The sequence below is a fragment of the Pectobacterium zantedeschiae genome (assembly GCF_004137795.1).
In the GTDB taxonomy this organism is placed as follows: Bacteria; Pseudomonadota; Gammaproteobacteria; order Enterobacterales; family Enterobacteriaceae; genus Pectobacterium; species Pectobacterium zantedeschiae.
In genome coordinates this window covers 1,133,463-1,160,162 of record NZ_NWTM01000001.1, presented here as the reverse complement: position 1 = coordinate 1,160,162, position 26,700 = coordinate 1,133,463, and the positions used below count along the sequence as shown (strand labels likewise).

The window sequence follows — 26,700 nt, the reverse complement described above, 5'->3', positions numbered from 1 at the left end:
ATTTTATTACTCTGGCAAACGGCAGGCATTACCATTTGCGTCCTATTAATGGCATCATGCGGCCTTCGCATGATTCTTGTTAATGGATAGGCTTGTGCCAGAAGATTCCCAACCGATATCGTCATTCCCACTTTATGATTTACATAGCCATACCACGGCGTCTGATGGCCTTTTAACGCCGACAGCGCTGGTTAGTCGGGCGGTAGATATGCGGGTGAGCGTGCTGGCCATTACCGATCACGACACAACCGCTGGGCTTGAAGAAGCACAGAGTGCGATAGCACAACAGAAGCTGCCGTTGAGGTTGATTCCCGGTGTAGAGATCTCCACGCTGTGGGAAAACCATGAGATCCATATTGTCGGATTGGGGATGGATATTACACACCCTGCGTTAAGTGGGTTGCTACAACAACAGGCTAATAACCGGCAGAGTCGGGCGGAACAGATCGCCGCTCGGTTGGAAAAATCCCGCATTCCCGATGCATTGGCTGGGGCACAGCGTTTGGCGACCGGAGGGCAGATTACACGAGCACATTTTGCGCGTTATCTGATCGAACTGGGCATCGCAGCGAATATGAATCAGGTATTTAAAAAATATCTGGCGAAAGGCAAAACCGGCTACGTGCCACCGCAGTGGTGCTCCATCCCGCAAGCGATCGCGGCGATTCATCAATCTGGCGGAGTGTCGGTACTGGCTCATCCAGGTCGCTACGATTTGACAGCCAAATGGTTAAAGCGTCTGTTAGCCATGTTCGCAGAAAGTGGTGGGATCGCAATGGAAGTCGCACAATGCCAACAGGCACCGGATGAGCGAACGCAGCTCGCTCGCTATGCGCGTGATTTCAACCTGATGGCGTCGCAAGGGTCGGATTTTCACCTGCCTTGCGCTTGGATTGAACTAGGCCGCAAGCTGTGGCTGCCTGCCGATGTCGAACCCGTTTGGCATCATCCCGTGTTGGTAAATTAGCGCAGGACGCAGATTCGGCGTAGATCTGTTCTCTGAATAACCGTGTGCGTTATTCTGCCATATATCTGAAAATAACGTTGCTGTCGGACATTCTTTCAACCGCATTGTTATGCATGTTAATGCCCTGAGGCTGGCTGATAAACGCCCATCCGCCTTGTCTATTATCAAAATGCATGATGTTAGCCGCGACAGGCATTAATAACGCGTTATTGTGCTGAAAGTATTCACTTTCAGTAAAGGCGTCGACTTTACTGCCTGCGATTTCGTCAATAAGATCCGTCTGTACCTGGCTGGTTGGATGCTGATTATGAAAAATTCGATAATAATTATCTCGAGTGGGATGTTCTCTCACTTCTAACGCGCATCCATTCATGCCGGGCGTAAAGGCAAAAATCGCATTATCGTCACGCGGCGCGTGATGTGGAATTTTCGGAACATCTGTATATCCAGGCGTGACATTACCGCTCTTGAAAGGGATCCAGTGTGCATAAATGACATTTTCTGCCTCTGTCGTAGTGGAAACATTGACGGGTTTGAGATGAAATTTATTATTTCCATTTTCGGATGGAATGAGGGCGAAATACCCTTTTTTAAGAACATCATTGAGCATGTGGGTGGTACTCGTTCGATCATTACTCTTCATTACACCTGATATATCCACGATATTTTGCGCCAAAAACCTCTCCGGATTTGACTTGAAGTCTTTCATCGCCTGAAGCGAACCCCTTGATAAATCAGAGGTGCGTATAATATTAGCAATATCTGAAGGTGCACTTGTTTGTGCTGGGGAGGAGGTACGGATAAACATGGTATGTCCTTTTTAACGCCAGTTAATGGTTTTATGCGTTACCAATATCTATGGGTAGCAAAACCGGGAGGGTGAGTTCCGATTGCATAAAATAAAATTATTTTGCAGTAAACACGTTCTACAATAGTCAGTTAGAAGATGGGACATTCGGACTTTGTCACAGACGTGAGTGTATTGCACAATGCGCTACTGTTGAGGTTCGGGAGTATCGTAACGATGTTGTATGATGCGTGGCTTGGGTGCACAACGCCGCGAAATGTCAGACGCACGAGGTAGGGCCATGAGTCAGTTTTTCTATATTCATCCGCAGAATCCGCAACCACGATTAATCAGTCAATCGGTGGAGTTTTTGCATAAAGGCGGGGTGATTGTTTATCCAACGGATTCCGGTTATGCGCTGGGTTGCATGTTGGGCGAAAAGAACGCGTTGGAACGCATCTGTCGGATTCGCGATTTGGGTAGCGATCATAACTTCACGCTGATGTGTCGCGATCTGTCCGAACTATCGACGTACGCCCATGTTGATAACTCTGCTTTCCGGTTGATTAAAAATAATACGCCAGGTAATTACACCTTTATTCTGAAAGCGACGAAAGAGGTTCCTCGCCGCCTAATGAATGAAAAACGCAAAACTATCGGCCTGCGTGTGCCGTCTAATCCAATTGCACTGGATCTGCTGGCTGCGCTAAATGAACCGCTGATGTCGACAACGCTGATGCTGCCGGGAAATGATTTTGCTGAATCCGATCCAGAAGAAATTCAGGAAAGATTGGGAAAATTGGTGGATTTGATTATTCACGGTGGTTCGCTTGGTCAGCAGCCTACGACAGTTATCGACTTGACCGAATCTGTGCCGCGCGTCGCCCGCGAAGGCACTGGCGATGTCACGCCGTTCTTATAAGCGCGGCGGCTGTAACAATGGGAATACAAATGGCGCGAAGATCGGTATAATCGCGCCAGCATTGAATATGACGAACGATTTTTACGTAACCTGCTGAATTTTATCGGCAGTTATGACTCCCCCCGACGCCTGGGAAGGCGACACTAGAGGTTGCTCAATGAGCGAAAAGTTACAAAAAGTTCTGGCGCGCGCCGGACATGGCTCACGCCGCGAAATTGAAGGTATCATTCAGGCTGGACGCGTCAGCGTTGACGGTAAGGTTGCCACTCTGGGCGATCGCGTTGAAGTGACGAAAGCCACCAAAATCCGTATTGATGGCCATGTGGTTACCGTTAAGGAAACCGAAGAAACCGTGTGCCGCGTGCTGGTGTATTACAAACCAGAAGGCGAACTCTGTACCCGCAACGATCCTGATGGGCGTCCAACGGTATTTGACCGTCTGCCGAGAATTCAGGGCTCTCGTTGGGTTGCTGTAGGGCGTCTGGATGTGAACACCTCCGGCCTGCTGCTGTTCACGACAGACGGTGAGCTGGCCAATCGCCTGATGCATCCGAGTCGTGAAGTTGAGCGTGAATATGCCGTGCGGGTCTTCGGTGAAGTTGACGACGAAAAGATCAAACAGCTGAGTAAAGGCGTACAGCTCGAAGATGGTCCGGCCTCGTTCCGTACTATCCGCTATCAGGGTGGTGAAGGTCTTAACCAGTGGTATAGCGTGACGCTGACAGAAGGGCGTAACCGTGAAGTTCGCCGTCTGTGGGAAGCCGTCGGTGTACAGGTTAGCCGCCTGATTCGCGTGCGCTATGGCGACATTACGTTACCGAAAGGTATTCCTCGCGGTGGTTGGGCAGAAATGCCGCTGGAACAGCTGAACTATCTGCGTGAATTAGTGCAGCTTCCGGCAGAAACCGTATCGAAACTGCCAGTTGAGCGTGAACGCCGTCGGGTGAAAGCGAACCAGATCCGCCGTGCGGTAAAACGTCACAGCCAGATCAACAGCGCCCCGGCACGCCGCACGTCTCCAAAGCCGAAACGCAACGGCTAATATTTATCTCCAAACGCTTTACGGGCAGCTTTTGCTGCCCGTTTTCATTTAGCCTCATTACAGCTAAAGATTACCAGTCAATACCTTGCTGTGCCTGAATACCGTTATCAAATGCATGCTTTACCGGACGCATTTCCGTCACGGTATCGGCCATGTCCAGCAAATCCCGGTGGCAACCACGGCCGGTGATGATCACCGTTTGTCCTGCAGGACGCTGCTTCAATGCAGTGACAACGTCACTTAAATCCAGATAGTCGTAACTAATCATATATGTCAGTTCATCTAATACGACGAGGTCAAGTTGTGGATCGGCCAGCATCCGTTTTCCCGCTTGCCAGACATTCTGCGCTGCTTCGGTATCCGTCTGACGATTCTGCGTCTCCCAGGTAAAACCGGTTGCCATCACCTGAAATTCTACGCCATGCTGTTGCAACAGGTTCTTTTCTCCGTTTGGCCATTCACCTTTAATAAACTGGATCACGCCAGCCTGTAAACCGTGGCCGATCGCCCGCGTGACGGTGCCAAACGCGGCTGTCGTTTTTCCTTTCCCATTCCCAGTGAATACAATCAGGATACCGCGCGTTTCATTCGCGGCGGCAATGCGGGCATCGACTTTTTCTTTCAGACGCTGTTGGCGCTGCTGGTGGCGTTCATCGCTCATACTTAGTGCCCTTGTCTATTATTCTGCTGGACCCGCTTTTCTACCCGGCTGTGCATCAAAACTCATCCCCGTTTTACGGCGGCTATCATCGCCCATCAGATAGAGATACAGCGGCATGATATCTGCCGGCGTTTTCAGCTTCATCGGATCTTCGTTGGGGAACGCTGAGGCGCGCATTCCCGTACGCGTTCCACCGGGATTAATGCAGTTTACCCGCAGATTGTGTGAACGATATTCATCAGCCAGCACTTGCATCAGGCCTTCTGTCGCGAACTTGGATACAGAATAGGCTCCCCAGTTAGCACGACCTTCGCGGCCGACGCTGGAACTGGTGAAAACCAGAGAAGGGCAAGGCGATTTCAATAACAGTGGCAGCAGAGCCTGCGTCAGCATAAAGGTTGCATTGACGTTGACTTGCATAACCTGATGCCAAATCTCAGGCGTTTGCTGTACGACAGGGACAATTTCCCCGAGTAATCCGGCATTGTGCAGGACGCCATCCAGATGCGGTACAACCTGCGCCAGCTCGTCAGCCAACTGAAAACACTGTGCGGAGGATATGGCCAACATATCGCAGACAACAACGTGTGCCGCCGTACCGTGTTCCTGTTCGATCTGTTTTTTAACCGCCTGTAGTTTGCTTTCCGTTCGTCCTAATAAGATAACGTGTGCGCCGTAGCGAGCGTAGATCAGAGCGGCTTCACGACCAATGCCATCTCCAGCGCCGGTGACAAGAATAATGCGGTTTTGCAGTAAATCGATTTTAGGCTGGTAATGCACAATGAATTCCTCTTGCTGTGGCGCAGAACGTCCACACTTCAGATAATAGATCTGCCATTGCGTATCGGCACGACGAGGTTGCAGGGTTGTGTCGATCGAAGCGTCAGATGAGGCGCATCCGGGCAGGCGAATGGGGGTGTTATGCCTCAAATGCCACACGTTTTCAATGAGACTGCCTCTATTTATCCCTGTGCTGTTGTAAAAAGCAGCATTAGGCATAAAAACCACAGGAATAACATCGCCATATTGCGTGCCATCAGTTAGGTTATAGGAAGGCAATGGTGTGCGACGTCAACGCCATGGTTGGTCAGTAAGCCAACATTAATTAATACTCAGTCAATGAGGACGGTGTTTGTGGAATTACTTTCTCTGTACGGTTTATTCCTGGCTAAGGTGCTCACCATCGTGGTGGCTATCGGTGCGTTAGTCGTTCTGGCATTCGGGATGACGCAACGCAAGCGCCAACATAAAGGTGAGCTGCAGGTCACGAATCTGGGCGAGCAATATCAGGAAATGCAGCGTGAAATGCAGACTGCCTGTATGAGCGACACCGAACTTAAGCTGTTATCTAAACAAGAAAAGAAAAAAGAAAAAGAAACCGCGAAGCAAGATAAACAGCGAGCCAAACGTGGTGAAGAGAAAAATGTAAAACCGTGCCTGTACGTCCTTGATTTCAATGGCAGCATGGATGCAGGAGAAGTGAGTTCGCTGCGTGAAGAGATCTCTGCTGTGCTTGCCGTAGCGAAACCAAAAGATGAAGTATTGCTGCGTCTCGAAAGCCCCGGCGGCGTGGTACACGGCTATGGTCTGGCTGCTTCGCAATTACAACGTCTGCGCCAAGGTGGCGTACGCTTGACGGTCTCCGTAGATAAAGTTGCAGCCAGCGGCGGATATATGATGGCCTGCGTAGCCGACCGTATCGTAGCGGCGCCTTTTGCTATTGTGGGTTCTATTGGCGTCGTGGCACAAATCCCCAATTTCCATCGTTTGCTGAAAAACAAAGACATTGATGTTGAACTGCATACCGCGGGTGAATTTAAACGCACGTTGACGCTGTTTGGTGAGAATACCGAACAAGGTCGTGAGAAGTTCCGCGAAGATTTGAATGTCACGCATACGCTGTTTAAGGACTTTGTACAGCAGATGCGTCCATCGCTGGATATTGACTCGGTTGCGACAGGAGAGCACTGGTTTGGTACTCAGGCGAAAGAGTTGGGATTGATAGATGCTATCGGCACCAGTGACGATCTGTTAATTGCCGAAATGGCTAGCCATGAGGTATTAAGCGTTCGCTATACGCGGCGTAAACGTCTGCTGGATCGTCTGACCGGCAGCGCGGGAGATACCGCAGAACGCCTGATGCTGCGTTGGTGGCAGCGTGGTTCAAAACCCCTGCTGTAATCGATATTATTCAGTTATACCAAGTCAAATGCCCGCAAACTGCGGGCATTTGCGTCTAATCGACCAAATAATATTTTTCGGATAAAACATGCGCAAGATGTTTGAACATGTTAAATACAGCGGTGCTTTTTAAGGTCGGGATTCCGTTTTCATCGAGAAAAAACTCACCGCGAAAAACCAGCACGTCGTTTTTTTGTTCTACGCTATCAGCGACCATACCGTGCAAATAATCATCGTGATGTTTAATGATGTCATTGGCTTCAGCTAATAAACTCTGACGATCAATAGGGCGTTTTTCTTCATTAACCTGATGTTCAGGTGACATGATTGCTACTCCTGTACTCACCCTTGAAAAAGGGGGTAGTTGCACTATATCAACAATGCTATTTCGAAAACCAATGCGGCTATTTCAAAAATCAACACCGTTATTTCAAAAACTGCATCAAGAGAAAGGGTACTGCGATACGGTTTCAGCGTAAAGGGCAGATTATGATGCAAATGGGCTACATTTTAGGGGCTTACCTGCCGATATTCAATTTGGCAGGAAGCGGATAAAACAGGTTTTCCATGCTAATTAGGTTGCGTGGCAGTATTTATCAGGTAGAGTGTGGGATTTTGCGCAGTCAGTAGAATCCGCTCTGGATGCCCCGAAAAATATCTGATTTTCAGAAGAATTCAGCAGGTAATAGTACATATGGGTAAAGCTCTCGTTATCGTCGAGTCCCCGGCAAAAGCCAAAACGATCAATAAGTATTTAGGCAATGACTACGTGGTGAAATCCAGCGTCGGTCATGTGCGCGATTTGCCGACGAGTGGCTCAGTCAGTAAAAAGAGCGCGGACTCAACGACTAAAGATAAAACGAAAAAGAAAGTCAAAAAGGATGAAAAATCCGCGCTGGTTAATCGTATGGGCGTCGATCCTTACCATGGTTGGAAAGCCAACTACGAAATACTGCCGGGTAAGGAGAAGGTTGTCTCCGAATTAAAAACGCTGGCGGAAAATGCCGACCACATCTATCTCGCAACCGACCTTGACCGCGAAGGGGAAGCCATTGCCTGGCACCTGCGGGAAATCATTGGCGGTGACGATCAGCGTTTCAGCCGCGTAGTGTTTAACGAAATCACGAAGAATGCCATCAAACAGGCGTTTGAAAAACCCGACACCTTGAATATTGACCGCGTTAATGCACAGCAGGCGCGTCGGTTTATGGATCGCGTGGTGGGTTACATGGTTTCCCCGCTGCTGTGGAAAAAAATTGCCCGTGGCCTGTCCGCTGGGCGCGTGCAGTCGGTAGCGGTACGCCTGATTGTCGATCGTGAGCGTGAAATCAAAGCGTTCGTACCAGAAGAATATTGGGAATTGCACGCCGATTTGCTGGCGGGCAGCGATATTCAACTGCAAATGCAGGTAACGCACCACAACGGCAAACCGTTTAAGCCGGTTAATAAAGAGCAAACGCATGCGGCAGTCAGTCTGCTGGAAAACGCACGCTATGTGGTTGCTGACCGTGAAGATAAGCCTACCAGCAGCAAACCGGGTGCGCCGTTCATTACATCCACGCTGCAACAGGCTGCCAGCACGCGTCTTGGCTTTGGTGTGAAAAAGACCATGATGATGGCGCAGCGTCTGTACGAAGCTGGCTACATTACCTATATGCGTACTGACTCAACAAACCTCAGTCAGGATGCTCTGACGATGGTGCGTGGCTATATCGGCGAAGAGTTCGGTAAGCGCTATCTGCCAGAGGCGGCGACCGTCTACAGCAGCAAAGAAAATTCGCAGGAAGCGCATGAAGCTATTCGTCCTTCCGATGTGGGTGTACTGGCTGACAGCCTGAAAGATATGGAAGCCGATGCACAGAAGTTGTATCAGCTGATTTGGCGTCAGTTCGTTGCCTGTCAAATGACGCCTGCGCAATACGATTCCACCACCTTGATTGTGGAAGCCGCAGATTATCAACTGCGTGCGAAAGGCCGTACGCTGCGTTTTGATGGCTGGACGAAGGTCATGCCAGCGCTACGTAAAAATGATGAAGATCGCACGTTGCCAACCGTGGACGTGGGTGAGGCGCTGTCGCTACAGAAACTGCTGCCGGGGCAACACTTCACTAAACCACCAGCACGTTATAGCGATGCTTCTCTGGTTAAAGAGTTGGAAAAACGCGGTATTGGTCGTCCATCTACCTATGCCTCTATTATTTCGACCATCCAGGATCGTGGTTATGTGCGTGTGGAAAATCGCCGTTTCTACGCCGAAAAAATGGGTGAAATCGTTACCGACCGACTGGAAGAAAACTTCCGCGAATTGATGAATTACGATTTCACCGCGCGGATGGAAAGCCGACTCGACCAGGTCGCCAATAATCAGGCGGAATGGAAAGCTGTGCTGGATGAGTTCTTCAACGAATTTAGCCAGCAGTTGGAAAAGGCAGAGCAGGATCCTGAAGAAGGCGGTATGCGCCCCAATGCGATGGTGCTGACCAGCATTGACTGTCCAACCTGTTCTCGTCAAATGGGTATTCGTACCGCCAGTACCGGTGTGTTCCTGGGCTGTTCCGGCTATGCACTGTCGCCGAAAGAGCGCTGTAAAACCACGATTAATCTGATCCCAGAAGCCGAAGTGTTGAACGTGTTAGAAGGTGATGAAGCCGAAACTAACGCGTTGCGTGCTCGCCGTCGCTGTGAAAAATGCGGTACGGCGATGGACAGCTATCTGATTGATAATCAGCGTAAGCTGCACGTTTGCGGTAATAATCCAGCCTGTGACGGATATGAAATCGAAGCTGGCGAGTTCCGCATCAAGGGCTATGATGGTCCGATTGTAGAGTGCGAAAAATGTGGTTCCGAAATGCACCTTAAAATGGGGCGCTTCGGTAAATACATGGCCTGCACCAGCGAGACTTGTACTAACACGCGTAAGATTCTGCGTAATGGTGATGTTGCGCCACCGAAAGAAGATCCGGTGCCGTTGCCTGAGTTGCCTTGCGAGAAGTCTGATGCCTATTTCGTATTGCGTGACGGTGCTGCAGGGGTATTCCTTGCGGCGAATACGTTCCCGAAATCTCGCGAAACGAGAGCGCCGTTGGTAGAGGAACTGGTGCGATTCAAAGATCGTTTACCAGAAAAACTGCGCTATCTGGCTGATGCACCGGTGGTCGATAAAGACGGTAATAAAACGCAGGTGCGTTTCAGCCGCAAGACCAAACAGCAATATGTCTCGTCAGAGAAGGACGGCAAGGCAACGGGCTGGTCCGCATTTTATATTGACGGAAAATGGGTTGAAGGGAAGAAGTGATACCTTTTAGCCATTCTCTGCTCAACTGTGGTTGTATGTAGAAAATAGTCAAATCAAGCCAGCCGTCAGGCTGGCTTTTTTGATCGCAGAAAATTTCCTGATAAAACAGATGTATGAAAGTTGTCTTGCGATAGCATGAGGATTGTTGATCCGGGATAGAGAATCATGCGGTTTACCTCGGTGATAATCGCACGCACTGCGTTCTTTAATCACCGCCTCATGTAAAAATGGTTATATAAAAATAATTTTTATGATTAAATGACATTAATTGATGGAAATATGCGCCGGACGGTGAAGGTGCAATCAAGAACAGATCAATAAAATGGAACGTCGTCAGAACGTCGTGAGATGCCATGTGCACACTTCAATTGGGAATGGGATAAATTATGAAACTACAACAGCTTCGTTATATTGTTGAAGTTGTTAATCACAACCTAAATGTGTCTTCTACCGCAGAAGGGTTGTATACCTCTCAGCCGGGGATCAGTAAACAGGTCCGCATGCTGGAGGATGAATTGGGCATTCAGATTTTTGCCCGTAGTGGAAAACACCTGACACAGGTGACACCCGCTGGACAGGAAGTCATCCGCATTGCACGCGAAGTGTTATCGAAAGTTGATGCCATCAAAGCCGTTGCCGGAGAGCATACCTATCCCGATAAAGGGTCGCTGTATGTCGCGACTACCCATACGCAGGCCCGCTACGCGCTGCCAGGCGTTATCAAAGGTTTTATCGACCGCTATCCTCGCGTGTCTCTGCACATGCATCAGGGCTCGCCGACGCAGATTGCCGAGGCCGTTGCTAAAGGATCTGCGGATTTTGCTATTGCGACGGAAGCGCTGCATCTTTACGACGATCTGATCATGCTACCGTGCTACCACTGGAATCGTGCTGTGGTAGTAAAACCCGATCACCCGCTGGCATCCAAGACAGACATCACTATTGAAGAACTGGCGGCGTATCCCATTGTCACCTATACCTTTGGCTTTACGGGACGCTCCGAACTGGATACGGCATTTAACCGGGCTGGGCTCACACCGCGCATCGTCTTTACCGCAACAGATGCTGATGTGATTAAGACCTACGTGCGTTTAGGGCTGGGTGTGGGGGTGATTGCCAACATGGCGGTCGATCCGCAAACGGAAACCGATCTGGTGACCATCAACGCAAACAGTATCTTCAGCTATAGCACCACGAAAATTGGTTTCCGTCGTAGTACGTTCTTACGTAGCTACATGTACGATTTCATCCAGCGCTTTGCTCCGCATTTGACGCGTGATGTCGTCGATTCCGCCGTTGCGCTACGTTCGAATGATGAAATTGAAGCCATGTTCAAAGATGTGACGCTGCCTGTGAAGTAAACGTCATTCAGGACGGGTCAAGCACAATAAAAAAGCCAGACACTGTCTGGCTTTTTATCATTTGGCTCTTTACCAATAGCACTTCACATCATTATTTGAGTGAGGTGCTCAGATACGTTATCAGGCAGATGCTGCGGCAGTTTCTGTGTCCACAGGTGCATCGTCGGCATCCTGCGTCATACGCGTCAGTTTTGGTGCCGTCAGCAGCATCAGAACAGCGATGATGCCGGTGACGATACCAATCTGGAGGAAGACATTGCTATAAATCTCAAGAGAGGCATGCGGGTCTACGACGTTCTCAGGCACCGCCATCATATTGGCGACGTAGCCTGCGATAATCGCTGCACCTGCTGATGTCAGGAACCAGGCACCCATGATGAAGCCCATCAGACGCTGAGGCACTAGTTGGGCGACCATCGCCAGACCCAGACCGGAAATCATTAACTCCCCGATACTTTGTAGGCCATAGCAGAGGATCAACCAGTTGACGGACACGATACCCTGTTCGTTGGCCATGCTGGCACCCCATGGTAGCACCAGAAACGCGCCGGAACACAGCACCATACCGATCGCAAACTTGTGCGCCATCGGTAGCTGGTCGCCCATTTTGTTGTAAACCGCAGCCAGAATCGGGCTGGCAACCATGATCCAGAATGGGTTGAGCGCCTGATACTGCTCTGGCTCAAAGGTAAAACCTAAAATAGAGTGTTCAACGTTGCGGATAGCAAAGAAGTTCAGCGATGTTGGCATCTGGTTGTACAGCACAAAGAAGACGACGGCTTCCAACATCAGCAGAAGTGCCACGATCATTTTCCGGCGTTCAGCACCGCTCACCGCCAGCATTTCTTTGATGAAAATCGCGACAACGGCCAGTGAAATAAGTGTCAGGATCCAACGCGCGATGCTTTGGTTGTGCAACAGCCAGGTCGAAATAGCGACCAGCACGACAATACCCACAAGAGTGACGGCAAGTTTCTGTAGATTAATCGGCTGGAAATCGGGTTGAGAACCTTGTGTGCTGACCCATTTACGGCAGAACATGAAGTTAACCAGTGTCAGAATCATACCAACTACGCTCAGGGAGAAGGCCACGCTCCAGCCATAGTGCGCGGCAAGCACTGGGGTAGCTAGCATAGAAAAGAACGAGCCGATGTTCACCGACATATAATACATGGTGAAGGCGCCATCCAGACGCGGATCGTCTTTCGCATAGCAGGTAGACAGCAGGGCTGACGGGTTGGCTTTAAACAATCCGTTACCGACAGCAATGGTTGCCATACCGATATAAACCCATGTAACGCTGTGACCGGAGTAGGAAATCATGGCGTAGCCGAATGCCAGCACGATAGCACCCAGCACGATCACACGTTTGGTGCCGAGGACTTTATCGCCCAGCCAGCCGCCAATGGCGACGAAACCGTAAACCAGCGCGCTGAACGAGGAGAAAAGGGTGATGGAGTCAGTTTCGGACATACCCAGCATTTTGACCAGATAAACCGCCATAATGCCCTGTAGACCGTAGTAACCAAAACGCTCCCACAGCTCGATACTAAAGATGAGATAAAACGCTTTTGGTTGTTTGAAAGCGTTCATGCTGACGCTTTCTGTGGAATCGCTGTTGTTGTTTGCTGTTGACACAAAGACCTCTGATTTTACATATCTCGTTTTTTTTAACGAGAAAATAACAAGAGTGAAACAGTGAAACTGCAACCTCTTTTGATTAGTTATGGGGAGGAAAAACGACGTTATATTGACGTGATTTTACGGATAGACAAGCTTTTTGAAATGTTTTGTTACAAGCGGATTTTGTGGTTGGATAAAACCAGAAAATAAATGTTATGCAGAGTTTAATTTCATAACTTGCTTTTGCTTCAAATGATTATCTTGCTTTGTCACGTTTGTTTTTTATAAAAGGGATATAATCTGCCTTTTCATTAAAACCAAGACAATATCATTAACTATGAATGAATATGCGGTTTAATCTTTTGCATATTACTAAATATGCAGTGAGTATAAAAATCCACCAACAGCATGCAATAAGATGGTTTTGGATATAATCACAATACGTTATTTTCAATCACTAAATTTTCTATTAAAAATAACTTATTGGCCTTAAATAGTGGTTATTTGTGTTTTTATACAGGCTTTTTGATAGAGGAATATGCTACAGCATAGGATTTGGGGAGCAGCGAAACAGTAACCGCAGTTAAGCGGTTACTTTAAATAGCCATTAAATTAAATATTAATGTGCTGCGCCATTATTCTCATGATGTTGAAATGAAGGCCGAAAGGTCGAACTGGACATTGCCACCTCAAAACTCTCTGCTTCAGTGTTCAAAAGCCCCTTCGCAAACAGATAAAAACAATAAACGTCGCGGAAGTTCGAACCCAGGCCAAGTGAAACACGTATTGCTCCGCAGAGGCCCTTGCTGAGGATCTTGTCATCAAAGGTTTTGCAGTCGAGGATTTTTTCATCCTTGTCAAGTGCACAGTGTTCCGCTCCGGCAGTAGTGTATGTCGCCTGCTGAACAGTGCCCAGATTGCAGAAACACCCGTTACGCACAATGATTCCGACGTTCTCCAAAGCTTGCCTGATCAAGGCGTGGGAGAAGATGGCGTTATTGCAGTCGAAAAAATTTAGCATCACTGTGGCCCCTTTATTTTTCACCGACAGTCCATACACCTGACAGAGAGGGGTACCGAGTTTCGTGCTGTGCCGAAGTTCTGACAGTTTCAGCTCAAGCCATCGCGCAAGAGCAGATGAACGTCTCTCAACCTCTTCAAGTCCCAACTCGGAGAGAAACTGAAATCCCAAGGCAATAGCATGGAAGGAGGCATAGTTTGGCGTACCGATCTCAAATCGCCGACCATCATCACGGTACAGCAGTCGCTCCGTTGGAGACCACGGTCCCGAGTAGTAGCACACGGCACCGCCAGCAAAGGAGTGCGGCACCAGTTTATCCAGCGATGATCTCCTGGCAATAAGACAACCAGCCCCGGTCGGATAACCAAACATCTTGTAAAAGGAGATAGTCATAAAATCTGGCTGGTGTTGCGAATAATCCAGTCTGGACTGCGGGACAAACGCAGCTGCATCCAGCAAAACCATGGCTCCCTTCTCCTGTGCGGCATTAACCCACTTCAGGCTGTGCCTGATACCGGTGGCGTTTGACTGTGCCGGGTATGCCAGCAGATGGATATGCCTGGGGGACAAATTATCCAGTGCCCGCCGCATTGAACTGCCAGGGATCTGGAGTGCCTGGTCCAGGGGAATATATTTTACCTGCGCCCCCTTTGACTTAGCGTATTCCCGAATGCCGTGGACAGAGGTGTGGTTATCTTTGGTCAGCAGAACTTCTGTTCCATTTTCGAAGGGGAACGATTCCGCCACAAGGCGGATAGCACTACTGGCGTTAGCGGTGAAGATGATTTCATACTCATCTGGTGAACAGTTGAAAAAGTGATAGATCGCCTGACGGGTCTGCTCATAAATTTCCTCGGAAGTCCTGGAACCACTGTGTGGATTGCCCAGGATAGTGTTCCTGAGCATCTGATAATTCCCTTCAATAAGACACAGTGGTGCCAGCGTGCCACCTACATGGTCCAGATAGGTCACCTTGTGAGAGTCCATACGTGAAAAGTTGCGTGCACGAAGCGCCTCAACCTTGGCTTCAGGGTATGTGGGATATTCGGACAAGAATGCCTGCTTCATTGCCAGGTACTGCTGTAGTGGTTGAGAATTTTGCAGCAAGGGCGGTAATGTCTTTCTCTTCCTGAATGCTTCTGGCGTTAGTTGATAAAACGCGGCCAACTCTGCAAATTCAGGACCCGGAGCCTTTTTAACAGACGTGTTGCCCGTTTTATCGACCTGTCCGCGTATCAGCCAGGCTTCGACCTGATAGTGTCGGTCCGGAACCTGCGCATTAAAAGCGCGGAGCATGGCATCCAGATGTTGCTCTCGCATGACGCTATCACACTGGTTGAACTCTTCCAGAAGAATGCAGACATTAAAGAGGAATTCACGTGTATCATCGTCACTAAGCTGAAAACTCATGGGGTACAGGGTGACGCTCTCATCGGTATTCTGACACAGTCCCTCAAGGGAGAAGGCCTGGGTGATGGGCGAGTGATCGCTCAGGCTAAGCGCTGCGTCCATGATTGCAGAGGGGATACCAAAATATTTCTGCGATTCACTCCGCGCCAGATCGAATAACTCGTTGTAATGAAAAACCGTGCCGTAAATTTTTCCACCGGAACGTAGCACCCGTTTAAACTCACGGGCGATCCGAACTTTGTCCGGCGGGAACATTAGCCCAAAGCCACACACGATAATGTCAAAACTATTGTCTGCAAAAGGCATATCGGCCATGTCCACATCCGCCATGAAGGTGACATCCCGCCTCATTTCATCACTAACCACACGCTGTGCCATGTCAATTGCGATCTTCGACAAATCGGTCGCGGTGAGTTGGATATTTAGTGGCTTTGCCAGCTCCTCATAGATTGCAGTGGTGATACGGCCTGTTCCACAAGCTACCTCCAGGATGCGGGTGGGCGGCGTCCTGGTATCAATATCTTTTCGAATCTCGTTGACAAGCAGTTCTCCATAGGGCTTGTAGAGTCTGGCTCCTAGGACTCGCTCATAGAATTCCGTGAACGTACTCAATGACCATTGTTGATCTGACACAACCTTGCAGTGATGCTGTGCTGCATTATTCATTGTCGGGTATCCAAAATTATCGTGGTCAACGATAACAGACCACAGTTTTAGCATTGTTTCGGAATCTTTTTCCGATTCATCGGGCGTCACTCCGCTGGGGCCTGTGCATAATTTCAGGGTTCTATGAACCGTCTGATTCATACATGGCCCGTACACTGCTTCAAAACGTAGTTCATACTATTCTTTGTGCAAATCCCGTGAAAATGGACGGCTGAACGTTATGTCCATAATGAAAATAAACGAGGAAATGACAGGGTCATTCTGACTGTAAAATAACTAAAGACGAGGCGGAGTGAGGAATAACGGAGAAGACGGTCTGGCGAGAGGGAGTTTCACCAGACCACAAGAGATTAGGCGTCGATCTTCTCGCCAAATTCGCACAAATCTTCGATCAGGCAGGAGCCACAGCGGGGTTTGCGAGCGATACAGGTGTAACGGCCATGTAGGATTAGCCAGTGGTGGCAGTCAACTTTAAATTCTGCTGGAACGACTTTCAGCAGCTTTTCCTCTACCTGTTCGACATTTTTACCCGGGGCGAATCCTGTGCGGTTACTGACGCGAAAGATATGGGTATCAACGGCAATTGTCGGCCAGCCAAACGCAGTATTCAGAACGACGTTTGCCGTTTTTCGCCCTACGCCGGGTAACGCTTCTAACGCTGCGCGATCTTCAGGAACCTGTCCCTGATGCTTTTCCAGTAATAGGCGGCAGGTCTTGATAACGTTTTCCGCTTTGCTGTTAAACAGACCGATTGTCTTGATATAACCTTTAACGCCTTCCACACCGAGTTCAAGTAAGGATTCAGGCGTGTTGGCAACAGGATAGAGCTTTGCGGTTGCTTTGTTTACGCTGACGTCGGTTGCCTGTGCGGAAAGCAGTACGGCGATGAGCAGTTCAAATGGCGTGCTGAAATTTAACTCAGTCGTTGGATGGGGATTGTTGTCTCGTAAACGCGTTAAGATCTCAACCCGTTTGGCCTTGTTCACAGCGATTCCCCTACGGTATCGGTTGCTGGCGTAACTTTCCCTTCGGCGGCAACGGCACGCGCTCGGCGTTGTTTCATTTTCTCATCGATCAAATATTTCACGGCCAGTAGCAGTCCCAGACCGATAAAGGCACCTGGTGGCAACATCGCCAGCAGGAAAGGGGAATCGAGGTGGACAACCTCAATGCGGAGGGCTTTAGCCCAACTGCCCAATAGCAGGTCTGCGCCGTCGAACAACGTACCATTGCCCAGTATTTCACGCAAAGAACCGAGAACGACCAATGCGCTGGTTGCCCCTAAACCCATTGCCAAACCGTCAATGGCTGAAGGAAAGACAGCATTTTTTGATGCGAAGGCTTCAGCCCGACCGATCACGATACAGTTCGTCACGATTAACGGAATAAAAATCCCCAGCGATTGATACAAACCGTAGGCATACGCGTTGATCAACATCTGTACGGTACTGACCACCGAAGCAATGATCATGACATAAATCGGAATACGAATTTCCGCTGGCACCCAGCGGCGCAGCGCAGAGACCGCCATATTGGTACAGGTAAGAACCAATGTGGTTGCCAGCCCGAGTCCCAGCGCGTTAGTTGCAGTGGATGATACAGCCAGAAGGGGACACAGACCCAGCAATTGAACCAGTGCCGAGTTGTTCTTCCATAACCCGTCAATGAAAAGCGCTTTGGTTTGACTCATTGATTCTCTCCACAGGCGGACAGCGTGTTGATTTGTGACGGCAGCGTTTGCAGGTAAAGCGTGCTACGTTTTACGCTGTTAATAACGGCGCGTGGCGTGATGGTGGCACCAGTAAACTGATCAAACATCCCGCCTTCTTTCTTCACCGCCCAGCGGGCGTCATGCTCGCCTTGTACCATTAGCCCATTAAACCGCGTGATCCAGTCAGAAATTCGCACTTCGATTTTATCACCCAGCCCCGGCGTTTCGTGGTGCTCGGTCACGCGGACGCCGAGTACCTTGCCATGAAAATCGGCACCAACCAGCAGCCGAATAGCACCAGAATAACCATCTGGTGCGGTACTTTCCAGTGCGGCGGCTACCGGCTCACCATCCTGACGGGCGATGAAAACACGGTGCGGTGCTGACGATCCTAATGCTGGGTTAGTGACAACGTAACACTCCTTTTGAATGTCACTGTTATATAACTCGGCGGGAACCACCTGATCCAACAACATCTTTTGTTGCAACATCGCCTGATGGGAGATCGTTGGTTCCGTCAACATATTCACCACGGCAGTGACTGCGGTAGTGGATGCAGCAAACAGAGCCAGTGTTGTCGCATGGCGGCGCATTGTCGTCATCATGGGCGTCTCCTCAGCGATGGTGGCCGTAAGCGCGTGGCTTGGTGTAATAGTCGATTAGCGGCACGGTGATGTTCGCCAGGAGAACGGCAAACGCTACGCCGTCTGGGTAACCGCCGTAGGTGCGAATCAGCCACACCAGCAATCCAATCAGTGCCCCGAAAATCAGACGACCACGGTTTGTGGTTGAGGCAGTAACGGGATCGGTCGCGATAAAAAATGCGCCAAGCATGGTGGCGCCTGACAGCAGATGTAACATTGGTGGGGCAAATTTCTCCGGTGCGATGACCCAGCTTAGCGAAGCGCAGAACATCAGCGACAGCAGAAAACTGACCGGAATATGCCAGCGAATGGTGCCGCGCATTAGCAAGAACAGCCCACCGATGAGAAAACCGATATTAACCCACTGCCAGCCAATACCAGACAGCGATTGCGCAAACATCGGCTGTTGCAGAATGGCTTGTGGCGTTTGACCGGAACGTAAGCTGGTTTTAAACGTATCCAACGGGGTGGCCTGACTCACGCCATCAACGTTATGCATCAACTGTTGCATAGTGTGCCCGTCAGGTGTGTGTCCGGTAAAGATGATGATGAGCGCATCATGGAAGCTGAGCGGGATGGTTTGCAGTGGTGCCGGTGGCAGCCAGCTCGTCATCTGGACCGGGAAAGAAATTAACAGCACCACATAGCCAATCATCGCGGGGTTAAAGGGATTTTGCCCCAATCCGCCATACAGCTGTTTGGCGATAATGATAGCGAAGACCGTTGCCATGACCACCATCCACCAAGGCGCTAGCGGTGGCAGGCTGATTCCGAGCAGCACGGCGGTCAGCAATGCAGAATTGTCAGCCAGTGTAGTGCGTACGGCAAACTTTCTCAGTGACAGTGTCACGCCTTCCGCAATCAACGCGGTGGCAGAAGCCAGCCCGACTTGAATCAGATTGCCGTAGCCAAAGAAATAGACCTGCGCCAGCATGCCCGGCAGACAGGCCAGAATAACCAACAGCATGATACGCTGTGTGCGCTGCTGGTTATGTGTGAACGGTGAACTCGCAATTCTAAAAGCCATTTATTCCTCTTGATGTGACGATGCCTGCGCGGCTTTACGTGCTTTAACGCGAGCGATAGCGGCGGCAACGGCAGCCTTACGCGGATCTTCCGGCTCTTGCGCTTCAACAACTGCGAACGATTCTGCTACTGCTTCGGGAATGGCGGAAGCGGCTGCGTCTGTTGCAGACTGCTGTGCAGCTTTACGAGCTTTAACACGCTCGATAGCAGCAGCAACGGCTGCTTTACGTGGATCTTCGGGTTCTTGTGCTTCAACGACCGCGTTCGATTCTGCTGCTACTTCGGGAACAGAGGAAGCGACGGCATCTGTCGCAGACTGTTGCGCGGCCTTACGGGCTTTAACACGAGCGATAGCGGCAGCAACGGCAGCCTTACGTGGATCTTCCGGCTCTTGCGTTTCAACGGCCGCGATCGGCGCTGTAATGGTATCGGGAACGGCTGATGTCACCGTCTCTGTCGTATTTAACTCGGACTGCTGCGCGGCTTTGCGGGCTTTAACACGCGCAAGGGCTGCGGCTACGGCTGCTTTACGTGGATCAAGCTCGTCAGGTGCCGGCTGTGCCGCTGGTGTGTCCTGCTGTACCTGTTTCTCTCGCACCCGTTCTTCACGTACTAATGCTTTGCGTGCGGCACGCGCGGCGATGGCCGCACTGTTATCCGGCTGCGCATCGGGGACTACGGTGATGGGGGAACCGATCTCAGCTTCTGTCGTTTGCTTGCGTCGCACGCGCTCCAATGCTGCCTGAACCGCGTCTTTATCACTGTTCGACACACCCGCTGCAGCCTGTTTATGGCGCAGTTCGCGTGCGGCTTTTTCCCGTTCCAGACGAGCCTGTTTGGCATCAAACCGCACTTTGGCCTGAGCGGCACGCTGAGCGTCTTCGTCGATGGCCCGAATTTCGGCCTTTTCCTGACGATAGTACTGTACCAGAGGAATATTGCTGGGGCAGACATAGGCACAGGCACCGCATTCAATACAGTCGAACAGGTGGTGATTGCGGGCTTTTTCGTGTTCCTGTCCGCGACTGAACCAGTAAAGCTGCTGTGGTAAGAGACCCGCAGGACAAGCATCGGCACATTTGCTACAGCGAATACAGGATTGTTCCTCGGCAACCGGCTCCATTTCCGAATGTGAGGGAGCGAGCAGGCAGTTGCTGATTTTGACGATGGGCACATCCAGCGATGGCAGAGTAAAACCCATCAGCGGGCCACCCATCACGACCATCGGCTGTTTATTAACATGAAAGCCACCCTGTTTGAGCAGATGGCGTACTGGCGTCCCCAACCGTGCCCACACGTTACCGGGCTGGCGTAGTGCCTCACCGGTCAGCGTCACTACGCGCTCGGTGAGTGGCTCGCCGTCGATCACGGCACGCTTGATGGCGAAGGCTGTGCCGACGTTCTGCATTAACACGCCAATCGCGGCGGAGTGTTTACCGAACGGGACTTCTTTGCCAGTCAGAATTTTGGTGAGTTGCTTGGCGCCGCCTGATGGATACTTGGTGGGGATGACGCGCAATTGCATGTCGCTGCGTTTTCCCAACGCCAGTCGCAGGGCGCTAATAGCTTCCGGTTTGTTATCTTCGATTCCGATCAGAATACGCTTCGGCTGCAACAGGAACGACAGGATCTCGACGCCCTGAATAATCTCATCGGCACATTCCTGCATGAGTCGATCATCGGCGGTAATGTAGGGTTCGCATTCTGCGCCGTTGATAATTAGGGTTTCAATCCCGCGCATCCCGCCTTGTAATTTGGCGGCAGTAGGAAAACCTGCGCCGCCCAAACCTGCAATGCCTGCCTGATGCAGATGGGCAAGCAGGGTATCGATGCTCTGCGCGCGGTAATCCGTAAAGGTTTGGCGTTCGCACCAGCGATCCTCACCATCTGGCACGATAATGATACTGAGTTCGGACAAGCCAGAAGGATGCGCCGTCGTGTGCTGGCGAATCGCATTCACCGTTCCCGATGTTGGTGCGTGAACGGGCAATGTACGGCCTTTTCCCCGCGTCAACGGCTGGCCGCGCAGTACTTTATCGCCGACGCTGACGCAGATTTCACCCTCCGGCCCGAGATGCTGCTTGAGCGGAATAATAAACTGCTCTGGCAGCGAGATCTGACGCAGAGGCGTCTGGCTGGACTGTGTCTTCATTTCCGGCGGATGAATGCCTCCGTCGAAATCCCAGATCCTGTCTTTTCTAAAGGCGGAAAACAGCTTAAGCATGTCGTTCTACTTGAATAACGCGTACTGGAATCGTATCGAGATCCCATTTCCAGTTAGCGGGAGTCGGAGCGATAGGACGTAATTCGATACAGTCCGTGGGGCAAGGGGAGACGCAGAGATCGCAACCGGTACATAAATCGCTGACGACGGTGTGTACCGCTTTGGTACTGCCGATGATGGCATCAACCGGGCACGCCTGAATGCACTTGGTACAGCCGATGCAGTTGCTTTCATCGATCCAGGCAACCTGGCGCGCAGGAGCTTGAACGTCAGCGTCGCCTTCCAGCGGCTGCGGGTCGACGTTGAGCTTTTCAGCCAGCTTCAACATCATCGCTTCGCCACCGGGTCCGCATTTATTGATACTTTCACCGTTCAGCGCGACGGCTTCTGCGTAAGGCCGACAGCCAGGGTAGCCGCACTGGCCGCACTGGCTCTGTGGCAGCATCGCTTCCACTTCTTCCACGATCGGATCGTTTTCGACTTCAAAACGACGCGAGGCGTAGCCAAGCACCAGACCAAATGCCAACGCGAGTGCGCTTAATGCCGCAATGGCGATCCAGATAGCGATCATCAGAATTTCACCAGTCCGGTAAAGCCCATAAATGCCAGTGACATCAGGCCTGCGGTAATTAGCGCGATAGAAGAGCCTCGGAACGGTGCAGGGATGTCCGACACGGCGAGTCGCTCTCGAATGGCGGCGAAGAGCACCATCACCAACGAGAAACCCGCAGCGCCGCCGAAACCATAAATCGTCGATTGCAGGAAACCGTGCGACAGGTTGATGTTGAGCAAGACGACGCCGAGTACGGCACAGTTGGTGGTGATCAGCGGCAGGAAAATCCCGAGCAGGCGGTACAGCTCAGGACTGACTTTACGCACAAACATCTCGGAAAATTGCACCACAACGGCGAGCACCAGAATAAAAGCCATGGTGCGCAAATAGAGAATATCGAGCGGGACAAGAATAAATTCGTTGATCAGCCAAGAAAACATGGAACCCAGCGTCATTACAAACGTGGTTGCCATGCCCATGCCAATCGCCGTCTCCAGTCTTTTGGAAACTCCCATAAAGGGACATAGCCCAAGAAACTTCACTAAGACGAAATTATTTACCAGAAGGATGCTAACAAAGAGCAATGCGTATTCGGTCATTACGGTGCCTACAAAACAAAACCGGACTATTATCAGGCATTGTTGGGTTTTCGACAACATACCCAAAGTAGGGTTATCGCCATCCCCTTCAAGGACGGAAGATCAGTGCCTCTTAAAAAGAGACGCGCCGGACTATCAGACAGCAACGCGCAGTGTGTTCTGAGTAATAACCCGGAAGAAAATTATTGCATAATTATTCTTTTTATCGCTGATAATTCGTTATCACTACAGAACGTGATGCCAGACAGATTTTGGCACACAGCCGATATCGAATAAGCGTCCGCCGGATGCTAATTCAGCCCGCCGGTGGTCAGCCGCACGATACATGTTGATGATTTCCTGACTATCTGTCAGAGAATAATTAAGATGGTCAAAGAGTTTTTCCAGACTTTCTGTTGAGCTGACTTTCCTGAATTTGAGCAAATAGTCATGAACGGTCATGGTGAATTGGTCTAATAGTTATGTGGTTGAGATGACTAAGTATATTCAAGCAAGAAAGTCTGTCTAGAGGGTGATGTAATAAAGTACGCTTATTTTTCAATAACAAACGAACCAAAATGAAAAATAATGAATTGACAGGAAAATAACTGGCTTTTAAGGCTACGCCGGGTGGCCGGGTAATAACACAGAGAGTAAGAACGATTAATGCCTATAAAAGAGCAGATTGTCTACGGATGAGAAATCCATAAACAATCTGTCCTGATGCGTGGAATTAGCGACTACAAAGTTTGTAATACACCTCGTTCCAGCGCAGAGCATCTTTGAATTCGTGGAGTCGGGTTTCGTTGTCGATCACCAGCAGCTCAATGTTTTGCATCTCTGCGTAAAGCCGCATGTGTTCAAGATCCAACGCCTGACTAAAGACGGTGTGGTGCGCGCCGCCCGCAAGAATCCAGGCTTCGGCCGCCACTTCCAGCGACGGTTGCGCTTTCCAGATGGCGCGCGCAACCGGCAATTTGGGCAATGGACGCGGCTGCTCGATGGTATCAACCAGATTAACCAACATTCTGAAACGGTCGCCCATGTCAATTACGCTGGCGTTGAGAGACGGCCCGGCAGGCGTGGAGAAAATCAAACGGGCAGGGTCGGCCTTTCCACCAATGCCAAGGTATTGCGCATCCAGAATTGGCTTCTGCTCTTTCGCAATGGTGGGGCAGACTTCCAGCATATGGGAGCCGACGACCAGATCGTTTCCATTCTGGAAGTTATAGGTGTAATCCTCCATGAAGGAGGTGCCACCTGACAGACCGCCAGCCATCACCTTCATAATGCGCAGTAGCGCGGCGGTTTTCCAGTCGCCTTCTCCGCCGAAACCATAGCCTTGCTGCATCAGACGCTGTACCGCGAGACCCGGTAGTTGTTTCAAACCGTACAGGTTTTCAAAATCGGTGGTGAACGCGTGATAGCCGCCTTGCTCCAGAAAACGTTTCATCCCAAGTTCAATTTGGGCTGCATCCAGTAGATTTTGACGGTTAGCGCCGTTGAGTTTCACAGCATCCGTCAGTTGGTAGCTGGTTTCATACTCTTCGACCAGTGCATCGATATCGCCTTTGGAAACGGCATCAACCACGGCGGTTAAATCGCCCAGCCCCCAGGCGCTGACGGAGTAGCCGAACTGAATCTGTGCGCCGACCTTATCTCCTTCAGTAACGGCGACTTCGCGCATGTTGTCGCCAAAGCGCGCGACCTTCAGCTGTTTGCTTTCCTGAATCGCAGCGGCAACCCGCATCCATTTACCGATGCGGACATGGGCGTTCTTATCCTGCCAGTGGCCAACCACCACCTGATGCGCTTGACGCATCCGAGCACCGATAAAGCCGAACTCACGTCCGCCGTGCGCGGTTTGATTCAGGTTCATGAAATCCATGTCCATGGTGTCCCACGGTACTTCGGCATTGAATTGAGTATGGAATTGCAGCAGCGGTTTACTGAGTACGCTCAAGCCGCCAATCCACATTTTGGCCGGTGAGAACGTGTGTAGCCAGGTTAGCAGACCGATGCAGTTATCCTGATAGTTGGCATCGCGACACAGCGCCAGAATTTCATCCGATGTTTTCACCAGCGGCTTCAGCACCAGCTTAACGGGCAGATTTGCCTGTTGATTCAAACCAGCAACGACTTTTTCTGCGTTCTCTTTTACCTGACGTAGCGTTTCCGGCCCGTAGAGATGCTGGCTACCGATGACGAACCAGACTTCAAGCTGCTTAAAATGATCCATGATGACTCCTGTAACGTGATCCCCTAGGGGATAAAAATTAGTTTTTTGCCGTAGACGTTGGGCTATAGGCCGGTTCTGCGAGGCGGCACCACTGCTGATAGCGCTCATAAAGCTGTTGATAACGGGCAACGCGCTGGCTGTCCGGCATCAAGGTACGTTCGATGCTGCTGGCCATATGCTGTTGTGCGGTTGGGATATCGCCGTGAACACCAGCTGCGACGGCGGCAAAAATCGCCGCGCCGAGCGCACAGCACTGATCGGATGCGACGATTTGTAAGGGACGATTCATCACATCGGTACACACCTGCATGATGACGGGGGATTTCCGCGCAATGCCGCCCAGCGCCAGCACGTTCTCGACGGGAACACCCTGATCTTCAAAGCACTCCATGATCGCGCGTGCACCAAAGGCCGTAGCGGCAATGAAACCGCCAAACAGCGTAGGGGCATCGGTGCCCAGATTGAGATCGGTAATCACGCCTTTTAATCGCTGATTGGCAAACGGTGTTCTGCGGCCGTTAAACCAATCCAGCACGATGGGCAGGTGATCCAGCGTGGGGTTTTCCGCCCAGTTACGGGTAAGCCGCTCCAACAGTTTGGCTTCCATCGCCTGTAGCGAGGTTTTGAGTTCAGGATGGTCTTTTGCCGCTTCCTGTAACGACCAACCGAGCAGCCTGCCAAACCAGGCGTACATGTCACCGAAAGCCGACTGTCCGGCTTCCAGGCCGATATAGTTAGGGACGACGCTGCCGTCTACCTGCCCACAGATACCCGCAATGGTGCGGTCGGCAATGCGTTCTTCGTCGGCGATCAGAATGTCGCAGGTGGAAGTGCCAATCACTTTGACCAGCGTATAGGGCTGTGCGCCTGCGCCGACGGTGCCGACGTGGCAGTCAAACGCGCCGCCTGCAAGCGTGACAGTCTCGGGGATACCGAGACGCTGTGCCCACTCTGCGGTGATCGTGCCGACGGGCTGTTCAGCGGTCCAGGTATCGGTAAACAACGGGTACTGCAATGTTTCGGTCAGGCAGGGATCGAGCGCGTGTAAGAAATCTTTCGGCGGGAGTCCGCCCCAGCTCGGGTGCCAGAGTGATTTATGCCCGGCGCTGCACCGGCCGCGACGAATATCGGCAGGCGCTTGTGTGCCGGAAAGCAGAGCGGGCACCCAGTCGCACAGTTCTATCCAGGAAACGGCTGCCTGACGCACCGCCGTATCTTCGCGCGAGACATGGAGAATTTTGGCCCAGAACCACTCAGATGAATAAACGCCACCGATATAGCGGGTGTAATCGGGGAACTGGCCGCTGCGACACAGCGCGTTAATGGCATCTGCTTCTTCTATTGCCGTGTGATCTTTCCACAGCACGAACATCGCATTGGGATTGTCGGCAAACTCGGGACGCAGCGCCAGAATCTGGCCTTGCTCATCAATCGGTGCGGGCGTTGATCCGGTTGAATCCACGCCAATACCGATGATGTGCTGACGTTGCTCGTTCGTCAGACGGGAAACCACGACTTTGATCGCCTGTTCCAGCGATTCGATATAGTCCAGCGGATGATGTCGGAACTGGTTGTTGGCAGGCTGACAATATTTACCCTCACGCCAGCGGGGGTAATAGACCACTTCTGTTTCCAGCTCTTGCCCGCTTTGGCAGTCAACGGCTAAGGCGCGTACCGAATCACTGCCGAAGTCGAGACCAATCGTAATAGCGCCCGCGCTCATGCTTTGCTCCTCATTAATCCCAGATCGTTGGTGTTTACGATAGGCAGGGATAACGAGAGGCGGTTA

Annotated in this window: 22 protein-coding genes; 6 read left to right on the top strand and 16 right to left on the bottom strand. The window is 50.9% G+C overall.

Annotated elements, in window-relative coordinates:
• Window positions 1-82 precede the first annotated feature (82 nt).
• Window positions 83-967: an RNase RNM gene (rnm, locus tag CLR69_RS05190; protein WP_165345943.1), complete on the top strand. Its 885-nt coding sequence runs from the start codon at window positions 83-85 to the stop codon at window positions 965-967.
• A gap of 49 nt (window positions 968-1,016) precedes the next feature.
• On the opposite strand, the gene CLR69_RS05185 is transcribed toward rnm, so the two are convergent.
• Entirely contained in the window at window positions 1,017-1,775 is a 759-nt protein-coding gene (locus CLR69_RS05185; RefSeq protein ID WP_129711267.1) for a hypothetical protein, read from the bottom strand.
• A 280-nt stretch (window positions 1,776-2,055) separates the two neighbouring features.
• Here CLR69_RS05185 and CLR69_RS05180 point away from each other — a divergent pair, with 280 nt between their 5' ends.
• Together CLR69_RS05180 and rluB are read left to right on the top strand one after the other, a co-directional pair.
• The gene (locus tag CLR69_RS05180) at window positions 2,056-2,676 is read left to right on the top strand and encodes an L-threonylcarbamoyladenylate synthase (RefSeq protein WP_113627521.1); all 621 of its coding nucleotides are present in this window, start codon (window positions 2,056-2,058) and stop codon (window positions 2,674-2,676) included.
• Between the two features lie 157 nt (window positions 2,677-2,833).
• Window positions 2,834-3,718: a 23S rRNA pseudouridine(2605) synthase RluB gene (gene rluB, locus CLR69_RS05175; protein ID WP_129711266.1), complete on the top strand. Its 885-nt coding sequence runs from the start codon at window positions 2,834-2,836 to the stop codon at window positions 3,716-3,718.
• A 70-nt stretch (window positions 3,719-3,788) separates the two neighbouring features.
• On the opposite strand, the gene cobO is transcribed toward rluB, so the two are convergent.
• Both cobO and CLR69_RS05165 read right to left on the bottom strand, forming a co-directional pair.
• Complete coding sequence (cobO, locus tag CLR69_RS05170) at window positions 3,789-4,379, bottom strand: cob(I)yrinic acid a,c-diamide adenosyltransferase (protein WP_129711265.1); 591 nt, start codon at window positions 4,377-4,379, stop codon at window positions 3,789-3,791.
• Between the two features lie 18 nt (window positions 4,380-4,397).
• Window positions 4,398-5,159, bottom strand: a complete 762-nt coding sequence (locus CLR69_RS05165) for a YciK family oxidoreductase (RefSeq protein WP_129711522.1) — start codon at window positions 5,157-5,159, stop codon at window positions 4,398-4,400.
• A 354-nt stretch (window positions 5,160-5,513) separates the two neighbouring features.
• Between CLR69_RS05165 and sohB the strand changes: the two genes are divergently transcribed.
• Complete coding sequence (gene sohB, locus CLR69_RS05160; protein ID WP_129707893.1) at window positions 5,514-6,560, top strand: protease SohB; 1,047 nt, start codon at window positions 5,514-5,516, stop codon at window positions 6,558-6,560.
• Between the two features lie 55 nt (window positions 6,561-6,615).
• Here the strand turns inward: sohB and CLR69_RS05155 are convergent, their stop codons facing one another.
• Window positions 6,616-6,885 (bottom strand): YciN family protein, encoded by a 270-nt coding sequence (locus CLR69_RS05155; protein ID WP_129711264.1) that lies wholly within the window; start codon window positions 6,883-6,885, stop codon window positions 6,616-6,618.
• Window positions 6,886-7,254: 369 nt separating this feature from the next.
• Here CLR69_RS05155 and topA point away from each other — a divergent pair, with 369 nt between their 5' ends.
• Both topA and cysB read left to right on the top strand, forming a co-directional pair.
• Window positions 7,255-9,855 (top strand): type I DNA topoisomerase, encoded by a 2,601-nt coding sequence (topA, locus tag CLR69_RS05150; RefSeq protein WP_129707899.1) that lies wholly within the window; start codon window positions 7,255-7,257, stop codon window positions 9,853-9,855.
• A 386-nt stretch (window positions 9,856-10,241) separates the two neighbouring features.
• Complete coding sequence (gene cysB / locus CLR69_RS05145; RefSeq protein WP_129707902.1) at window positions 10,242-11,216, top strand: HTH-type transcriptional regulator CysB; 975 nt, start codon at window positions 10,242-10,244, stop codon at window positions 11,214-11,216.
• Window positions 11,217-11,336: 120 nt separating this feature from the next.
• Here the strand turns inward: cysB and dtpA are convergent, their stop codons facing one another.
• The 12 genes from dtpA to CLR69_RS05085 form a co-directional block, all read right to left on the bottom strand.
• Complete coding sequence (gene dtpA, locus CLR69_RS05140) at window positions 11,337-12,854, bottom strand: dipeptide/tripeptide permease DtpA (protein WP_129711263.1); 1,518 nt, start codon at window positions 12,852-12,854, stop codon at window positions 11,337-11,339.
• Window positions 12,855-13,458: 604 nt separating this feature from the next.
• On the bottom strand, window positions 13,459-16,077 hold the full coding sequence (locus tag CLR69_RS05135; protein ID WP_129711262.1) for an aminotransferase class V-fold PLP-dependent enzyme: 2,619 nt from the start codon (window positions 16,075-16,077) through the stop codon (window positions 13,459-13,461).
• A 209-nt stretch (window positions 16,078-16,286) separates the two neighbouring features.
• Window positions 16,287-16,922, bottom strand: a complete 636-nt coding sequence (nth, locus tag CLR69_RS05130; RefSeq protein WP_129711261.1) for an endonuclease III — start codon at window positions 16,920-16,922, stop codon at window positions 16,287-16,289.
• A complete protein-coding gene (locus tag CLR69_RS05125; RefSeq protein WP_129707913.1) occupies window positions 16,919-17,626 on the bottom strand; it encodes an electron transport complex subunit E in 708 nt (235 codons plus the stop codon). Before CLR69_RS05125 ends, nth begins: the two co-directional genes overlap by 4 nt.
• Window positions 17,623-18,252 (bottom strand): electron transport complex subunit RsxG, encoded by a 630-nt coding sequence (gene rsxG / locus CLR69_RS05120; protein ID WP_129707916.1) that lies wholly within the window; start codon window positions 18,250-18,252, stop codon window positions 17,623-17,625. Before rsxG ends, CLR69_RS05125 begins: the two co-directional genes overlap by 4 nt.
• A 10-nt stretch (window positions 18,253-18,262) precedes the next feature.
• On the bottom strand, window positions 18,263-19,318 hold the full coding sequence (gene rsxD / locus CLR69_RS05115; RefSeq protein WP_129711260.1) for an electron transport complex subunit RsxD: 1,056 nt from the start codon (window positions 19,316-19,318) through the stop codon (window positions 18,263-18,265).
• Window positions 19,319-21,541 (bottom strand): electron transport complex subunit RsxC, encoded by a 2,223-nt coding sequence (gene rsxC / locus CLR69_RS05110; RefSeq protein ID WP_129711259.1) that lies wholly within the window; start codon window positions 21,539-21,541, stop codon window positions 19,319-19,321.
• Window positions 21,534-22,112, bottom strand: coding sequence for an electron transport complex subunit RsxB (gene rsxB / locus CLR69_RS05105; protein ID WP_010275193.1), 579 nt, complete (start codon window positions 22,110-22,112; stop codon window positions 21,534-21,536). Before rsxB ends, rsxC begins: the two co-directional genes overlap by 8 nt.
• Window positions 22,112-22,693 carry an electron transport complex subunit RsxA gene (gene rsxA / locus CLR69_RS05100; RefSeq protein ID WP_129711258.1) on the bottom strand — a complete coding sequence of 194 codons (582 nt, stop codon included), beginning with the start codon at window positions 22,691-22,693 and terminating at the stop codon, window positions 22,112-22,114. The genes rsxB and rsxA overlap by 1 nt, the downstream gene beginning before the upstream one ends.
• A gap of 225 nt (window positions 22,694-22,918) precedes the next feature.
• Entirely contained in the window at window positions 22,919-23,134 is a 216-nt protein-coding gene (gene ydgT / locus CLR69_RS05095) for a transcription modulator YdgT (protein WP_129711257.1), read from the bottom strand.
• Window positions 23,135-23,405: 271 nt separating this feature from the next.
• Complete coding sequence (gene araA / locus CLR69_RS05090; protein ID WP_129711256.1) at window positions 23,406-24,911, bottom strand: L-arabinose isomerase; 1,506 nt, start codon at window positions 24,909-24,911, stop codon at window positions 23,406-23,408.
• Between the two features lie 37 nt (window positions 24,912-24,948).
• Window positions 24,949-26,634 carry a ribulokinase gene (locus CLR69_RS05085; protein ID WP_129711255.1) on the bottom strand — a complete coding sequence of 562 codons (1,686 nt, stop codon included), beginning with the start codon at window positions 26,632-26,634 and terminating at the stop codon, window positions 24,949-24,951.
• Window positions 26,635-26,700: the final 66 nt, after the last annotated feature.

Coding starts and splice junctions, on each gene's coding strand:
- CLR69_RS05185 (WP_129711267.1), bottom strand. CDS start 1,775: ATGTTTATCCGTACCTCCTCCCCAGCACAAACAAGTGCACCTTCAGAT.
- rnm (WP_165345943.1), top strand. CDS start 83: ATGGATAGGCTTGTGCCAGAAGATTCCCAACCGATATCGTCATTCCCA.
- rsxG (WP_129707916.1), bottom strand. CDS start 18,252: ATGATGACGACAATGCGCCGCCATGCGACAACACTGGCTCTGTTTGCT.
- rluB (WP_129711266.1), top strand. CDS start 2,834: ATGAGCGAAAAGTTACAAAAAGTTCTGGCGCGCGCCGGACATGGCTCA.
- CLR69_RS05155 (WP_129711264.1), bottom strand. CDS start 6,885: ATGTCACCTGAACATCAGGTTAATGAAGAAAAACGCCCTATTGATCGT.
- rsxD (WP_129711260.1), bottom strand. CDS start 19,318: ATGGCTTTTAGAATTGCGAGTTCACCGTTCACACATAACCAGCAGCGC.
- cobO (WP_129711265.1), bottom strand. CDS start 4,379: ATGAGCGATGAACGCCACCAGCAGCGCCAACAGCGTCTGAAAGAAAAA.
- rsxC (WP_129711259.1), bottom strand. CDS start 21,541: ATGCTTAAGCTGTTTTCCGCCTTTAGAAAAGACAGGATCTGGGATTTC.
- rsxA (WP_129711258.1), bottom strand. CDS start 22,693: ATGACCGAATACGCATTGCTCTTTGTTAGCATCCTTCTGGTAAATAAT.
- CLR69_RS05125 (WP_129707913.1), bottom strand. CDS start 17,626: ATGAGTCAAACCAAAGCGCTTTTCATTGACGGGTTATGGAAGAACAAC.
- ydgT (WP_129711257.1), bottom strand. CDS start 23,134: ATGACCGTTCATGACTATTTGCTCAAATTCAGGAAAGTCAGCTCAACA.
- CLR69_RS05085 (WP_129711255.1), bottom strand. CDS start 26,634: ATGAGCGCGGGCGCTATTACGATTGGTCTCGACTTCGGCAGTGATTCG.
- topA (WP_129707899.1), top strand. CDS start 7,255: ATGGGTAAAGCTCTCGTTATCGTCGAGTCCCCGGCAAAAGCCAAAACG.
- araA (WP_129711256.1), bottom strand. CDS start 24,911: ATGGATCATTTTAAGCAGCTTGAAGTCTGGTTCGTCATCGGTAGCCAG.
- cysB (WP_129707902.1), top strand. CDS start 10,242: ATGAAACTACAACAGCTTCGTTATATTGTTGAAGTTGTTAATCACAAC.
- rsxB (WP_010275193.1), bottom strand. CDS start 22,112: ATGATCGCTATCTGGATCGCCATTGCGGCATTAAGCGCACTCGCGTTG.
- CLR69_RS05135 (WP_129711262.1), bottom strand. CDS start 16,077: ATGAATCAGACGGTTCATAGAACCCTGAAATTATGCACAGGCCCCAGC.
- CLR69_RS05180 (WP_113627521.1), top strand. CDS start 2,056: ATGAGTCAGTTTTTCTATATTCATCCGCAGAATCCGCAACCACGATTA.